General features: G+C 60.0%; 14 protein-coding genes. 7 read left to right on the forward strand and 7 right to left on the reverse strand.

Annotated features, from left to right (window positions below; all coding sequences use genetic code 11):
• Positions 1-92: 92 nt before the first annotated feature.
• Together KP808_RS21625 and KP808_RS21630 are read left to right on the forward strand one after the other, a co-directional pair.
• Positions 93-788, forward strand: coding sequence for a tRNA (adenine(22)-N(1))-methyltransferase (locus tag KP808_RS21625; RefSeq protein WP_326839551.1), 696 nt, complete (start codon positions 93-95; stop codon positions 786-788).
• Positions 789-1,131: 343 nt separating this feature from the next.
• A complete protein-coding gene (locus KP808_RS21630) occupies positions 1,132-1,671 on the forward strand; it encodes a DsbA family protein (RefSeq protein ID WP_230016866.1) in 540 nt (179 codons plus the stop codon).
• Between the two features lie 9 nt (positions 1,672-1,680).
• On the opposite strand, the gene KP808_RS21635 is transcribed toward KP808_RS21630, so the two are convergent.
• Both KP808_RS21635 and KP808_RS21640 read right to left on the reverse strand, forming a co-directional pair.
• Entirely contained in the window at positions 1,681-2,652 is a 972-nt protein-coding gene (locus KP808_RS21635) for an alpha/beta hydrolase (RefSeq protein ID WP_230016869.1), read from the reverse strand.
• A gap of 74 nt (positions 2,653-2,726) precedes the next feature.
• The gene (locus KP808_RS21640; protein ID WP_058402591.1) at positions 2,727-3,653 is read right to left on the reverse strand and encodes a Gfo/Idh/MocA family protein; all 927 of its coding nucleotides are present in this window, start codon (positions 3,651-3,653) and stop codon (positions 2,727-2,729) included.
• A 288-nt stretch (positions 3,654-3,941) separates the two neighbouring features.
• On the opposite strand from KP808_RS21640, the gene KP808_RS21645 reads away from it, so the two are divergent.
• Together KP808_RS21645 and KP808_RS21650 are read left to right on the forward strand one after the other, a co-directional pair.
• Positions 3,942-4,361: a hypothetical protein gene (locus KP808_RS21645; RefSeq protein ID WP_002555302.1), complete on the forward strand. Its 420-nt coding sequence runs from the start codon at positions 3,942-3,944 to the stop codon at positions 4,359-4,361.
• A gap of 25 nt (positions 4,362-4,386) precedes the next feature.
• Entirely contained in the window at positions 4,387-5,280 is an 894-nt protein-coding gene (locus KP808_RS21650) for a cation diffusion facilitator family transporter (protein ID WP_002555303.1), read from the forward strand.
• A 6-nt stretch (positions 5,281-5,286) separates the two neighbouring features.
• On the opposite strand, the gene KP808_RS26000 is transcribed toward KP808_RS21650, so the two are convergent.
• Positions 5,287-6,009 (reverse strand): DUF6515 family protein, encoded by a 723-nt coding sequence (locus KP808_RS26000; protein ID WP_219171842.1) that lies wholly within the window; start codon positions 6,007-6,009, stop codon positions 5,287-5,289.
• Here KP808_RS26000 and KP808_RS26005 point away from each other — a divergent pair.
• Both KP808_RS26005 and KP808_RS21660 read left to right on the forward strand, forming a co-directional pair.
• Positions 5,953-6,501 (forward strand): hypothetical protein, encoded by a 549-nt coding sequence (locus tag KP808_RS26005; RefSeq protein ID WP_326839552.1) that lies wholly within the window; start codon positions 5,953-5,955, stop codon positions 6,499-6,501. The genes KP808_RS26000 and KP808_RS26005 overlap by 57 nt on opposite strands.
• A 348-nt stretch (positions 6,502-6,849) precedes the next feature.
• A complete protein-coding gene (locus KP808_RS21660) occupies positions 6,850-7,329 on the forward strand; it encodes an Lrp/AsnC family transcriptional regulator (protein WP_002555305.1) in 480 nt (159 codons plus the stop codon).
• A gap of 13 nt (positions 7,330-7,342) precedes the next feature.
• On the opposite strand, the gene KP808_RS21665 is transcribed toward KP808_RS21660, so the two are convergent.
• The 4 genes from KP808_RS21665 to KP808_RS21680 all read right to left on the reverse strand — a co-directional run bounded on the left by KP808_RS21665 (position 7,343) and on the right by KP808_RS21680 (position 13,339).
• Positions 7,343-7,975, reverse strand: coding sequence for a pseudouridine synthase (locus KP808_RS21665; protein WP_230016872.1), 633 nt, complete (start codon positions 7,973-7,975; stop codon positions 7,343-7,345).
• A 78-nt stretch (positions 7,976-8,053) separates the two neighbouring features.
• Positions 8,054-9,517, reverse strand: coding sequence for an AMP nucleosidase (gene amn, locus KP808_RS21670; RefSeq protein ID WP_058408695.1), 1,464 nt, complete (start codon positions 9,515-9,517; stop codon positions 8,054-8,056).
• Between the two features lie 52 nt (positions 9,518-9,569).
• The gene (locus KP808_RS21675; RefSeq protein ID WP_230016875.1) at positions 9,570-11,219 is read right to left on the reverse strand and encodes an acyl-CoA dehydrogenase family protein; all 1,650 of its coding nucleotides are present in this window, start codon (positions 11,217-11,219) and stop codon (positions 9,570-9,572) included.
• 125 nt (positions 11,220-11,344) lie between these two features.
• Positions 11,345-13,339 carry a sensor histidine kinase gene (locus KP808_RS21680; protein WP_058402595.1) on the reverse strand — a complete coding sequence of 665 codons (1,995 nt, stop codon included), beginning with the start codon at positions 13,337-13,339 and terminating at the stop codon, positions 11,345-11,347.
• 371 nt (positions 13,340-13,710) lie between these two features.
• Between KP808_RS21680 and KP808_RS21685 the strand changes: the two genes are divergently transcribed.
• Positions 13,711-14,508 carry a hydroxymethylpyrimidine/phosphomethylpyrimidine kinase gene (locus KP808_RS21685; RefSeq protein WP_010193235.1) on the forward strand — a complete coding sequence of 266 codons (798 nt, stop codon included), beginning with the start codon at positions 13,711-13,713 and terminating at the stop codon, positions 14,506-14,508.
• Positions 14,509-14,523: the final 15 nt, after the last annotated feature.

Consider the following 14,523-nt stretch of genomic DNA (forward strand, 5'->3'; position numbering starts at 1 on the left):
GTCGCGGAAAGTTGAAATGCGCCGCGTTGCTCTACAGAATCGCGCCCGGACCCGGCCGTGCTGCCGGACGCTTGTGCTGAAAGGGGTTGCCGTTGAACGAACAGAGATTGTCCATGCGCCTTGAGCGCGTGGCGGCGCACGTACCCGCCGGTGCACGGCTGGCTGATATCGGCTCGGATCACGGTTATCTGCCGGTCGCGCTGCTGAACCGTGGCGCCATCTCGGCGGCGGTGGCTGGCGAGGTGGCGTTGACGCCGTTCCACGCAGCCGAACGTAGCGTGCGCGAGAATGAACTGGAGCAACAGGTTAGCGTGCGTCTGGCCGATGGTCTGGCGGCGATTGAGGCGCAAGACGAGATAACGGCGGTCAGCATGTGCGGGATGGGTGGCGAGACGATCCGCGACATCCTTGAACGTGGCAAGGCGCGCCTGAGCGGTCGGGAACGCTTGATCCTGCAACCCAACGGCGGCGAGCAGCCGTTGCGTCTTTGGCTGATGGAGCATGACTACCGCATCATCAGCGAAGAGGTGCTGCGGGAAAACCGCTTCGACTACGAAATCATCGTCGCCGAGCGCACCGGGCCCGTGACCTACACCGCCGAGGAGCTGTATTTCGGCCCACTGCAGATGCAGGCGCGCAGCCCGGCGTTTCTGCTCAAGTGGCAGCGTTTATTGGGCAAGAAAAAGAAAACGCTGAACAACTTCGAAAGAGCACAGAAAGCCGTGAGCGAAGAAAAATGGCAGGAGGTTGCGCAGCAGATTCGCTGGATTAGCGCATTGCTGGCCTGAAAATCGAACTCATGCCCGAACCTGCTCTCAAACCCGCATGATCCGCAGTTCAGGCTTTTATGGCGCCTCCATCTGGTGGTGTCAAAGTTGCAATGTGTGACGCGGAGCGTCACGAACTGCATTCCCACGCGGAGCGTGAGGAACGAGAGGTGTGCGGGAGATTACTTCTCGTGACCATGCCCGGCGCAAGGCAAATCAGCCGGGCGCGCCTTGTTTATCTCGCGCCAATGCTCTGCGTGAGGAACGAGAGGTGTTCGGGAGAACGCTTCTGGTGACCATGCTCGGCGCAAGGCAATCAGCCCGGCGCGTTTTCTGTACAACCATCGACGGGAGCAACACGACCATGTATTCAGACGTACTTTCCTGGGGCCACGGACCTCGTCTGTTCGAAGTCTTCCTTGAGCCAACCTGCCCTTTTTCAGTGAAGGCGTTCTTCAAGCTTGATGAGCTGCTGACTCAGGCCGGAGAAGACAAGATCACTGTCCGAATCCGCCTGCAATCCCAGCCTTGGCACATGTTTTCGGGCGTTATCGTGCGCTGCATACTCGCGGCTGCGACGCTGGAAGGCGGCAAGGAAAGCGCCAAGGCCGTCATGACAGCGGTTGCCTCGCACCGTGAAGAGTTCGAGTTTGAACACCACGCAAGCGGCCCGAACATGGATGCGACGCCCAATGACATCATCGCGCGTATCGAGCGTTACAGCGGCCTTGCGCTGGCTGACGCATTCGCCAATCCCGAGCTTGAGCACGCCGTGAAATGGCACGCTAAATACGCCCGCCAGAACGGCATACACGTCTCGCCGACCTTCATGATCGACGGTCTTGTGCAGCCGGGCTTGAGCAGTGGCGACCCCGTGTCGAAGTGGGTCGCAGAGTTGGGTTGAGCAGCGGGCTCAACCCAGCGCGTCGATCCGCTCATTGATCCACTCGCGGCTCCGCGCCAGAGCCCTGCGCGCCAAGGTGGTCGGGAAGTGGATGAAGCCGTGCGGCGACTCGGGCATGAGGTGCATTTCGACCTCTGCCGAGTCGGCCCAGCGCTCGGCCATTTGCAGTGTGTCATCCAGCAGCGGGTCGATCTCTCCAACGAACATCAGTGCGGGCGGAAGGCCGGTCAAATCGCCATACAGCGGTGACAGTGGCGGCTCGCGGCGTTTATCGTCGCTTCGGTCGGGGGTGAGCGCGCGCATGGCGCCGACCATGCCCGGACCGTCCAGCACCAGCGTCTCCGGCCCTGCGGTACGCACGCTCTTGGTGCCTGTCAGGTCGTAGACGCCGTAGTACAGCACCGTCCCCACTATCCGCTCGAGCAGATCAGGTCGGCTTTTCAATTTCAGAAGCGTGGCTGCGGCAAGATGCCCGCCAGCGGATTCTCCGACCACGATAACCGGCAGGCCGGCAAACTCCTCGCAGTCTTTGCCCAACAGCCAGCAGGCGGCAGAAAAACAATCCTCCATCAGGCCCTCGATGGGGGTTGTTACAGCAAGTCGGTAATCAACCGAAACAATGGCTACGTCGCAGGCGTTGACCATGCCGACGTTGAGATCATCGTTCATCTGGGCGTTACCGATCACCCATCCGCCGCCGTGGATGTCGAACACCACGCCCTTGGGTTTACCTTTGGGGCGGATGATGCGCACGGGCACCGGTACGTTATCCGAACTGACCGTTCTTTTCTCTATGCGCAGGTCGTGGCCTCCCGGTTTCAGGGCGCTGCCGATCTGAGCTGCACGCAATAACGCCTGAATCAGCCGGGGTGTAACACGATTGCGAATCTGGAAACGCGGCATTCGCGCGAGGGTTTTATTAAACCGTCGCACTTCTGACAACTCCTGCTCACTGCAAGGCCAAGGCTGTTTTGTGTCCAATTTCTGCTCTCTTGTCAGGCTGACGTGTGCGGGGGCCGACAAAGCGCTTGCCCCCACCTGTACCTGAGAGGCTCTTAGTCGTAGAACGGTTCAACGGATGCCCGACTGCCCACGAAAAAACTGTCCGCGACCAGCCGCAACGGTTGCAGGTCCAGGTCACTGGCCTTGTTGCCGATCAGCTGTTGGAAGTGTCGATACACCGCCGCGTACTCGCCCTCCTCCGAAACCGTCTGGCGCACGCCATCGATACTCAACAATGCGCCGCCGTTATCCAGGCGCAAGGTGCCTTCGGCGCAACGAATCTCGATGCTCCAGAGTTCGTCATGACCGTGATCGAAGTCGAACTCGGCACGAATATCGAGATGGTGCGTGTCGGACATCTTGATAGACGCGGCAATTGGCGACTGGCAGTTGCTCGGCACGCGCAGTTCGGCAGATTCGACGAACAATGGCAGTGGCAGCAAATGGGTCACTATCGACAGGGCGTTGATGCCCGGATCGAACACACCCAGGCCACCGGGCTGCCAGATCCACGCCTGACCGGGGTGCCATTTGCGCACATCTTCCTTCCAGTCGATCTGAACGCTGTGCAGAGTGCGGGTGGACAACCACTCACGCGCCGCTTCGATACCCTGCGCATAACGCGAATGCCAGGCGAACAGACCACTGACGCCCTGCTCCGACACGTGCTCCACCAACGCCATCGCCTCACCCAGGGTCGCGCACGGCGGTTTCTCGACCAACACATGTTTGCCGGCCGCCAACGCTTCCTGCACCAGGGCAAAGCGACCTTGCGGGGGCGTACAGAACGCAATCGCGTCAACCTGCAGCCCGCTCGCAAGGAGTTCGCCCAGGGATTTGAAATTCTCTACCCCGGCGCACGGCTGGCCTTGCGTGGCCACGGCCACCAGCTCAAACGCGGGGTTGGCGTGGATCGCCGGGACGTGTTGATCCTGCGCAATCTTGCCGTAGCCCACCAGACCGAGACGAATCGGTTGCATACATGACTCCTGAGTTTTTGTAGTTATCGTGCGGCACAGTAAACCAGATGTTAATCGTGGTCGGTAAGGGGCATCGGCGCGGGAGCTGTTTCTCTGGTCAATCTCATATTCGACAAATCTTCAGCGCCTGCTCAGGCCCCTTCGTGAGCAAGCTCACTCCCACCACTGCGATGGCTCCGCATCCCATTTGGTTTAACTTAACGGCCGCAGAACCACGCCATCACTCAATAGTCTTAGCCTTGCAGCCATTGCCTTGTATAGTTGCCCTCTTCATCTCAGGAGCTTTCCATGCGCATTCCTTCTCGCTTGATCGGTGGCGTTCTGGTCGCCACGTTGCTGACTCAGATTTCTGCCTGCGGCAGTATTTTCTATCCTGACCGTCGCGGTCAGATTGATGGCAAGGTTGACCCGGCCATTGCGGCGCTGGATGCTTTCGCGCTGCTGTTCTATATCGTTCCCGGGGTGATTGCGTTTGCGGTGGACTTCGCGACGGGCGCTATCTATTACGCGCCCGGCGAGCATGCGCAGATCGATCCGCAGAAGCTGCAAAAGGCGATCAAGGCTGACGGCAGCGTCGACAACACCAAGCTGCAAGCCATCATTGAAACCGAGCTGGGCCGTTCCCTGCCACTGAACGACCCACGCCTGATTCAGCACAAAGGCAGCGTGGAACAACTGGCAGCTTTGGGCCTGGTCCCGGCAGCCTGATATCGATACGGTTCAAGGAAGCGTCATGAGCACCACTGCCGAACATTCCCGACTGCTGCGTCTGGCGACGCGGGCCTCGCTGGCGGTTGCCGTGACGCTGATCCTGGCCAAGGGCGTTGCCTGGTGGCTGAGTGGTTCAGTAAGCCTGTTGGCCGGTCTTACCGATTCGTTACTTGATGGCGCGGCCTCGTTCCTCAATTTGCTGGCGGTGCATTACGCATTGCGTCCAGCCGATGAGGATCATCGCTATGGTCATGGCAAGGCAGAAGCGCTGTCGGGTATGGCGCAGGCGCTGTTCATCACCGTCAGTGGCGTGCTGATCGCGGTTCAGGCGGTCGAACGCATCCAGAACCCGGAACCGCTGGGCGCGCCGCTGTTGGGTATGGTGGTGATGGTTATTTCCATCGCCCTGACGCTGGCACTGCTCACCTTGCAATACCGGGTGATCAAGGCGACAGGCTCGGCGGCCATCCGTGCCGACTCGCTGCACTACCGTTCCGACTTGCTGCTGAACGCCAGTATTCTGGTGGCGCTGACCCTTGCGTATTTCGGCTGGCAACAGCTGGACGCGTATTTTGGTCTGGGCATCGCGCTGTACATCTTGTGGAGCGCTTTGCAGATCGCCCGCGAGACAGTGTCGGTGTTGATGGATGAAGAATTGCCCGCCGATGTCAGCACGCGCATGCTGGCGCTGGCGTGCGACGTGCCGGGCGTGCTTGGGGCGCATGATCTGCGTACACGGATATCCGGCAATCACTGGTTTGTGCAGCTACATCTGGAGTTGCCGGGCACACTGACCCTGTCGGTCGCCCATGCGCTCTGCGACAAGGTCGCCGACGCTATTCACGAGCAATTCCCGAAGGCCGAAGTGCTGGTGCACGCCGACCCTCAGGAAGTCGTCAAGCAGGCCAATGTCTGATCAGCGTCAATTGCCGCTGACGTTGTAGCCCCGCCCCGCCAGACAGTCGCCCATCGAGCGACGATAGGCATCCACCAGATCCGGCGGCGGCTGGCCGCTGACATTGGCCGGGTCGAAGCCGCTCTGCTGCGCAGCCTGCAAGTAGCACTGATAGTGATCAAGCTCGACCTGTTGCGGGCTCTGGCCATTGGCAGGGTAGGCAACCGGATCGTAGCCATTGACCTGCTGTCCAGCAGGGGCCTGATACACCGCCTCGTTCTGCGGCGGGTTGACCACCACGTAGTCCTGACTGTCAGGCTGGTAGGCATAATAAGTACCGGCTGCCAGAAACAGCAGGCTGCTGCCTATCCATACTTCCTGAGAGTAGGACGGTAGTCTGCTGACACGCACACCGTAAGGCGGTGTCACCACGACATAACGCGGGCCTTGCGGGCGATACCAGTAGCCACCCGAGTAGTAATAGTCCTGACCACGATAGGGAATACGCGAGTAGCCACCCGGTACGCGATCTATCGCATAGCCAGGCCGGTATTGCGGGCCGGGTCCCCAGCCGTTGCCACGCCCGTCCGGGCGTCCTTCCCAGTGATCATTCGGGCGACCGTTACCGGCCTGCCAGTTGCGATTGTTGCCGCGTGGAATGTCCTGGTAATAGCCCTGACGCGGCGGCTGGGTTTGCCACGCCTCTTTCGGGCCGCTCTGAATCGGCAGGTTGTCCTGAGCCTGGCGCAACTGCTGACGCTGCTGGTTTTGCTGCTGCTGAATCTGGCGCTGCTGATCGCGCTGTTGCTGCTCGATCTGCTGTTGCTGCTGGCGCTCGACATTGCGCTGCTGAAGCTGCTGTTGCTGGATCTGCTGCTGTTGCTGACGCTCGACCTGACGTTGCTGGTTCTGCTGTTCCTGAATCTGGCGTTGCTGATTGGTCTGCTGCTGGTTGATCAGTTGTTGCTGCTGACGCTCGACCTGGCGCTGCTGGTTTTGCTGCTGTTGGATCTGCCGCTGCTGATTGTTCTGCTCTTGAGCACGCTGTTGCTGCTGCTGACGCTGCTGCGCGTTTTCACCGGGGCTGCCGTAAAGCGGATTGCGCGGCGGTTCATCACGTTCGTCGGCCAGCGCGTGAGCACTGATGCTCAGACACAACAGACTTACACCCGCAAACTGCCAGATGCCAGATTTCATGCTTTCCTCACTAGAGCGCGGGTTGACGTCATTAAGACTATTTAAGCGTAGCGCCGTTCTGCGCACTTTATCAGCAGACAAAGAAAAGGGGACCAAATGGCCCCCTTGAGATACTTCGTCCTGGCGCAGCGCTTTTGACGCTGGCTCACCTCATGCCGTCTTCTGGACAGTATGTAGCCCGGGGGCCTGACACACCCTGTTGGGTGGGAGGCCGCGACTGGCCTGATTCGGCGGGTCGCGCTGGACGCTGTGTCCGGGCAGTGATTCTGTTTAAAAGAATAGGCCTGAGGCTGAGGCAGAAGATTGCTAATATTGCGGATTAAAACATTACTTGCGCAATTTTTGACTTCAGATGAATAATCCAGCGCAATTGAATTGATAATGGGGTGCATCGTGAGCAAGCTCGACAGATACGACCTGAGCATTTTGGCTGAATTGCAACGGGACGCACGGATATCCAACCAGGAATTGGCCGAACGCATTGGTCTGTCGCCGTCGCCCTGCTCGCGCCGGGTCAAGCAACTGGAAGACGACGGTTACATCGTGCGCCAGGTTGCCCTGCTGGACCGCAAGAAACTGGGCCTGAACCTGACCGCCTACGTGCTGATCGGCATGGACCGGCACACACCCGAGCGCTTCGAGAACTTCGAGCAGCAGATCCGCAACCTGCCTCAGGTACTGGAATGCAGCCTGGTGACCGGCATGGACGCGGACTATCAACTGAAGGTGGTGGTGCCGGACATGGATCACTATCAGAAGCTGCTGTTGGGCCATCTGACCCGCATCGAAGGCGTGACCAGCGTCAAGTCGAGTTTTGTCCTCAATCAAGTGCTGGCCAGCACCGAAATGCCGCTGACTCACCTGCGCAACTGAGCCAGCACCGGTATCACAGTTTTGCGGCGACTTCCCTGTACTGGCCCTGATCCAGGCCCTCCAGCGTCCAGTCGCCAATCCTGACCCGCACCAGCCGCAGGGTCGGTAAGCCAACGGCAGCCGTCATGCGTCGCACTTGCCGATTGCGCCCTTCCTTGATCACCAGCTCCAGCCAGCTTGTCGGCACACTCTTGCGAAAGCGCACGGGCGGGTTGCGCGGCCACAGTTGCGGTTCATCGAGCTGCCGCGCTTCGGCGGGCAAGGTCGGGCCGTCGTTGAGCAGGACACCGTCGCGCAACTGCTGCAACTGCTCATCGGTCGGCTCACCCTCGACCTGCACCCAGTAGGTCTTGGCCAGTTTGTGTTTCGGGTCGGCGATGCGCGCCTGCAACTGGCCGTCGTTGGTCAGCAGCAATAAGCCTTCACTGTCGCGATCCAGGCGTCCTGCCGGGTAAATGCCGGGGATCTTGATGAAGTCCTTGAGCGTGGCGCGCCCTCCTTCGTCACTGAATTGAGTCAGCACATCGAATGGCTTATTGAAGAGGAACAGCTTCGGCTCGGCCGGTGGCGCTTTGGCGACACGCCGGGCAGCGCCTGCCGGGTTGGAGGCAGGACGGCGGGAAACGGGGCGTTGGGTGCGGGACATGGGGATAGGCAATCAAAAAACAGAAAGGGCCACTTTAGTGGCCCTTTGTGCAAATACCAATCTATTAACGGAATGCTATTAACGGAACGGCGGCTCGTCGAAGCTGCGCAGTTTGCGTGAGTGCAGCGAGTTGACCTCGGTACGCAGCAGGTCCAGCGCGGCGATACCGATTTTCAGGTGCTGGCTGACCGCACGTTCGTAGAACGCATTCGCCGAACCCGGCAGCTTGATTTCGCTGTGCAACGGCTTGTCGGATACGCACAGCAACGTGCCGTAAGGCACCCGCAGGCGATAACCCTGAGCGGCGATGGTGCCACTTTCCATGTCGACCGCGACTGCGCGCGACAGGTTGATCAACGGACGTTCCTGAGCCCAGCGCAGTTCCCAGTTACGGTCGTCATAGGTCAACACAGTGCCGGTGCGCAGGCGCTTCTTGAGCTCTTCGCCGCGCTCGCCGGTAATCTGCGCCGCCGACTCCTGCAAGGCCAGTTGCACTTCGGCAAGCGCCGGAATAGGGATATGCGGCGGCAGTACACGGTCGAGAATACCGTCGCGACGCATGTAGGCGTGCGCCAGTACGTAGTCGCCGATAGTCTGCGACTGACGCAGGCCACCGCAGTGACCGATCATCAGCCAGCAATGCGGACGCAGTACTGCCAGGTGATCGGTGATGTTCTTGGCGTTGGACGGGCCGACGCCGATGTTGACCAGGGTCACGCCATGACCGTCTTCGGCGATCAGGTGGTAGGCCGGCATCTGGTAGCGGTGCCAGACCACGCTGGCGACGATGGCCTGGGCTTCTTCCTGGCCCATGCTCTTGTCGACTACCACGTTACCCGGCAGGACCATGCGCACGAAACGCGGGTCTTCGCGGAGTTTTTCCAGCCCGTGCAGGATGAACTGGTCAACATAGCGGTGGTAGTTGGTCAGCAGAATCCACGGCTGCACATGACGCCAGTCGCTACCGGTGTAATGCACCAGACGGCGTAGCGAGAAATCCACCCGCGCGGCATCGAACAGCGCCAGTGGCAGCGGATCGACGTTGGCCCAGTCATAAAGGCCGTCGGCAATGCCATCGGTCGCAGCCGACAGGTCGGTACTCGGGAATACCCGCGCCAGCGCCGCTGCGGTAACACCGGTGCCGGCCAGCTCGTCGCCCTGCTCGACCACGTAAGGATAAGGAATGCTCTGCTCGCTCATGCCGACTTCGACCGTCACGGTGAAATCTTTCATCAGCGGGACAAGTTGTTCGAGCAGGTACTTTTTGAAGGCCTTGGGCTGCGTGACGGTAACGCTGTAAGTGCCCGGCAGCTGCACCTTGGCGTAGGCACGAGTGGTTACCGGCACTTCACCCTGGCATTTGTAGACCAGGCGCAGTTCCGGGTAGCTGAATTGCGCACGCTCCTCGGCAGTGGGCTCAACGCGGTCTTTCAGGTAGCGCTTGAGCGCCTGACTCAGCGCACTGGTCGCGCGTTCATGCAGCTCGGCTAGCCGCTCTACGGCCTGCTCGGCGGTGTCGACAACAACAAAGGCTTGGGTCACGATTCATGTCCTGTCTGATCTTGCAGACGTGCATCGTAACGGGTTCGCGTGCTCATGCCACCTGTGGCGAGGACCTGAGCAGTAATGTTTCTACGTCAACACCCTTGGGCAAAGCGCCATACACCCGCCCGCCAGACACCAGTCGACCGGCAATGAAGCCGTCACTGACCGCTGCGTTACCCGCTTCCAGCAACAACTTGCCCTGCAAAGCGATGGCGATGTCTTCGGTCAGTTGGCGGGCGCGGTACTGAATGTCGCCGGTGTCCTGAAACGCCGCCTTGAGCTTGCCGATATGTGCCGCCAGTTGCCGGTCGCCATGTCCGTCGCCCAGTTCGTCGAACAGCGCATCGAGTGCGCCGGGCTCCTTGGACAGGGTTCGCAGCACGTCCAGGCATTGCACGTTGCCGGAGCCTTCCCATGTCGAGTTGACCGGCGCTTCGCGGTACAAGCGGGGCAGAATGCTGTCCTCGACATAACCGGCGCCGCCCAGGCACTCGGCGGCTTCGTTGATCATGGCCGGGGCGCGCTTGCAGATCCAGTATTTGCCCACTGCCGTGACCAGACGCACAAAACGCTTTTCGTGGTCATCATCCAGGTGATCAAGCGCGCGCCCCATCCGCAGGGTCAGGGCCAGCGCGGCCTCGCTTTCCAGTGCCAGATCAGCCAGCACGTTCTGCATCAACGGCTGCTCGGCGAGCAACCGGCCACTGACCGCACGATGCGCGCAATGATGCGTGGCCTGCGTCAGCGCCTGACGCATCAAGGCGCTGGAGCCAATCATGCAGTCGAAACGGGTCATGGCGACCATTTCGATAATGGTCGGCACACCGCGCCCTTCCTCACCGATCATCCACGCCAGCGCGCCGCGAAACTCGACTTCGCTTGATGCGTTGGACCAGTTGCCGAGCTTGTTTTTCAGGCGCTGGATATAGAACTCGTTGCGGGTGTCGTCCGGCCGGTGGCGCGGCAGCAGAAAACAGCTGAGGCCCTTGTCGGTCTGCGCCAGGGTCAGAAACGCGTCGCACATCGGTGCCGAGCAGAACCACTTGTGTCCGACCAGCTCATAAGCCTGGCCAGGGCCACCTGCGCCTACCGGGAACGCGCGCGTGGTGTTGGCGCGCACGTCGGTGCCGCCCTGTTTTTCGGTCATGGCCATGCCGATGGTTGCGCCACGCTTGTGCGCAATGCCCACGTTACGTGGGTCGTACTCAGTCGACAGCACCTTGGGCAGCCATATTTCAGCCAGATCCGGCTGCAGCCTGAGTGCGGGAACACTGGCGAAAGTCATGGTCAGCGGGCAGCCGCTGCCAGGCTCTGCCTGGGTATGCAGATAACTCATGGCCGCACGCGCCACGTGAGCGCCGGGCTGCGGATCGGTCCACGGCAGCGACGGGATGCCGTGCTCGATGGCAGCGCTCATCAACTGGTGGTACGCCGGGTGAAATTCGACCAGATCGATGCGGTGCCCGTAACGGTCATGGCTGGCGAATGCAGGCTTGTTCTTATTGGCCAGAAAGCCCGCCTCCATCAGCGGGCCGCCTGCCAGCGCACCGTAAGCGTCGATACGCGGTTGCGCCCAGCCCGCACCGAAGCGGCTGCTCCACTCCTGAAGCGGCACGTCGATACGGTAGAGGTTCGCCCCGTCCAGCGGTGGCGGTTGATTGGTGACTTCGTGGGTTTCGGCGAATTGATTCAGGTTCATGAGTCATCTCCTGCCTGTGTGCACACGCAACATGCAGACAGTGAATCACGCGCCCGACACTTGCAAAAGTGCCGTAGCCGCCGAAATCTCGGCGCTTTTACCTGATGCGCACATCAAACGACGCTTTATATACCCCACTGGGCTTTGAGTTCTGGGGCTCTGCGCACTGCGCCCGGTACAACCATCAGCATCGGGACGTTCAAGGTAAAGCAACTGCCCTTGCCTGGCTCGGAACGATGACTCAGCTCGCCACCCTGCAGCTCGACCAGCTTCCGGCAAATCGCCAGACCAATGCCCAGCCCGCCGTATTCGCGGGTCATGGAGCCGTCGACCTGAAAGAAGTGTTGATACAGTTGGGCTTCGTCCAGTCGGCTGAAACCGATGCCGCTGTCCATCACTTCAACCCGCAGGTACATGCGCTCCAGATCCTGCGGGTGCCCGCTGAAGCGCACTTGCACCGCGCCCTTACGGGTGAATTTGATCGCGTTGTCCATCAGGCACTCGATGCACTGGTAGAGCTTGCCGATGTCGCCACGCAGGCACGGCGGCAGCTTATCGTCCAGATCGAGCGTCAAAATCAGCCCCTTGGACTGAGCGGCGCCCAGGAAGCGATTGCGTAGCCTGTCGGCGAGGTCTTCGGGCGAAAAGGCATTGCAGTCGGCATACAGCACACCGGCTTGAAGTTCGGTGAGGGTCAGAATGCCGTTGATCATACTCATCATGTCGCGCGCGGAACTGGCAGCCGTTTGCTGATACATCTCCAGCTCGTCATCCATATCGAGTGTCTGCATCACTTCCAGCGACCCGATCACGCCGTTCATCGGCGTGCGCAGCTCATGGGTAAGCGTGGCAAGGAACTCATCTTTCAGCCGGTTACTGTTGGCCAATTGCTGATTGAGACGCTCCAGATCCTGACCTGCCGCCAGCAGCGTTCGCGCCTGCTGGCACCGGGCATGGTTGATACGGTCGGCAAGCGCCATGGAAAGGAATGCCATTTCCAGCACCGTGCCGATGTGCGAGGCGTACATGGTCAGGAAAGTGTTGGGCAAATAGCCCAGCAGCATCAGCCCGAAGATCAACCCGCTGACCATGAAGACCGACCAGGCCAGCACAAAATAGCGCCCTACCCGCTCGCCTTTCATGATGGCGACAATGCCCGCCAGGTAGATCGTCACGGCCCCTGTCATGACCAGTTGAGTGGCCCCGCGCAGGGCTGGCCCGTAACCCAGGAACAAGGCCATGCCCATCACCAGCACAGCAGCGCCGATGACTATCAGCAGCAAGCGGTCCAGCCAGCGCGCCAACTGTGCCGTACCCAGAAAACTGCGGGAAAACTGGCACGCGAACAGCGTGGCCAGCGCCATCAGAAAGGGCGTCGACGCATTTGCCCACCAGGGGCTGTCAGGCCACAGGTATTCAATTGCGACGCCGTTGATCGACATCTGGTAAAGCCCGAACGAGGCGACATACAGCAGGTAGTACAGGTAATCCACCTCACGGACGCTGAGGTAGATGAACAGGTTATAGACCAGCATGCCCAGCAGCACGCCGTAGATCAGTCCGAAGACGTAAACCTTGGTGGGCTGCGCCTCGAGGTAGGCGTGAGTAGACCAGAGATTGAGCGGAGCCTGAACCGACCCTTCACTGCGTATGCGCATGTACAGGGTTCGCGTCTGACCCGCTGGCAGGTCCAGCTGGAAAAGGTAGTTGTTCTGGGCGAACTGGCGGCTGGAGAACGGCAACATGTCGCCGGTCTGCCAGACCCGCCCGGGATTCCCGTCGGCATCCGGGACATAGAAATCAACGTGGTCCATTGGCGGATAGGCCAGTTCCAGCAACCAGTCGTTATGGATGCTGGCGTCTATCGGGCGATAGGTCAGCTCGACTTTCAGCCAGAAGGCGGAATGCGAATACCCGGCGTTGAAGGTCCCGGCAGGCACGGACTGAAAGGCACCGGCGTGAGCGGCGGCGATGACGCTTTCAATGGTCGCCTCGCCGGTCGGGTCTTCGAATACCTGAATGGCACGACCCAACGGCAGAAAACGAGTGTTTTCATCAAACTCGACTGCATGACTCTGCAACGGCAGCCAAAGAGCCAGAATGATCAACAGATAGCGCATTGAAGCCCCAAGGTAGGTCGTCGCGTTCAATCCATCCATTGATTACGACGCCCCGCAATTTTCTGTCCTTGAAACAGGCTAATGATTCAAACAGACCATTGAATGTTGGGATAACCCGGCAGACATTGGTATAAAAAACGATGCAAACCGTCGGTAATGGGTCTGACCACACAAGCATAGCCGCTAATAGCGTAAAGACAGTATCGCGATAAAAATCAAGGCAATAGCTCTATATCGGCTATTTCAGGCCAAACATGAGTATTTTTTGCAGGCTTGTCGAATCTGCGGCAGTCGCCGACGGACCATTACCAGCAAGAAAAACCCGGTACCCCGAGCGGCCCGCGAAAGGTTTAGTGATAAGCTCGCGCACCATGAATATCTATAGCTCCCGCCCCGTTGTCCTTTGCCTCTCCGGCCACGACCCTAGTGGCGGTGCCGGTATGCAGGCCGATATAGAAGCCCTGCTCGCCCAAGGCTGTCACGCCGCTCCGGCGATTACTGCGCTCACCGTGCAAGACACTGTAGATGTCAGTGATTTTCGCGTGCTCGATCGCGAATGGGTCATGGCCCAGGCCAATGCCGTCCTCAACGATTCGAACGTAGCCGCCGTCAAGCTGGGCATGCTCGGTTCGCTGGAGATGGTCGACACGGTCGTCGACCTGCTTCTCGCTCACCCGCATTTGCCAATGGTCTGCGACCCGGTGCTGCGTGCTGGCGGCGGCGGACGGCTGGGCAAGGACGAAGTCGGCTACGCCATGCGCGAACGGCTGCTGCCATTGTCGACCATCGCGACCCCCAATCTTCCGGAAGCACGCATTCTTGCCGAGCTGCCTGAGGGTACTGCGGACGAGTGCGCCGACAAGCTACTGCTGTTTTGTGAATACCTGCTAATCACTGGCGGTCATGGTGACGAGCAGCAAATCCATAATCGTCTTTATGTGCGTGGCGGCCAGACCCACACTTTCATTTGCGAACGTCTACCCGGCAGCTACCACGGTTCAGGCTGCACACTGGCCAGCGCACTGGCCGGGCGTATTGCCCAGGGAGAAGAACTGGTCAGCGCGGTAAGATCGGCGCTGGACTACACCTGGCGAACGCTCAGGGACGCCGAGCAGCTGGGCCGCGGGCAATTTGTGCCTCGTCGGTTGCCGCTGGATTTTTGCTCGTAACACATCGCCATGAGG

It is taken from the genome of Pseudomonas savastanoi (assembly GCF_020917325.1).
GTDB classification, from domain to species: domain Bacteria; phylum Pseudomonadota; class Gammaproteobacteria; order Pseudomonadales; family Pseudomonadaceae; genus Aquipseudomonas; species Aquipseudomonas amygdali.

Coding starts and splice junctions, on each gene's coding strand:
- KP808_RS21630 (WP_230016866.1), top strand. CDS start 1,132: ATGTATTCAGACGTACTTTCCTGGGGCCACGGACCTCGTCTGTTCGAA.
- KP808_RS21640 (WP_058402591.1), bottom strand. CDS start 3,653: ATGCAACCGATTCGTCTCGGTCTGGTGGGCTACGGCAAGATTGCGCAG.
- KP808_RS21645 (WP_002555302.1), top strand. CDS start 3,942: ATGCGCATTCCTTCTCGCTTGATCGGTGGCGTTCTGGTCGCCACGTTG.
- KP808_RS21650 (WP_002555303.1), top strand. CDS start 4,387: ATGAGCACCACTGCCGAACATTCCCGACTGCTGCGTCTGGCGACGCGG.
- KP808_RS21665 (WP_230016872.1), bottom strand. CDS start 7,975: ATGTCCCGCACCCAACGCCCCGTTTCCCGCCGTCCTGCCTCCAACCCG.
- KP808_RS21675 (WP_230016875.1), bottom strand. CDS start 11,219: ATGAACCTGAATCAATTCGCCGAAACCCACGAAGTCACCAATCAACCG.
- KP808_RS21680 (WP_058402595.1), bottom strand. CDS start 13,339: ATGCGCTATCTGTTGATCATTCTGGCTCTTTGGCTGCCGTTGCAGAGT.
- KP808_RS21685 (WP_010193235.1), top strand. CDS start 13,711: ATGAATATCTATAGCTCCCGCCCCGTTGTCCTTTGCCTCTCCGGCCAC.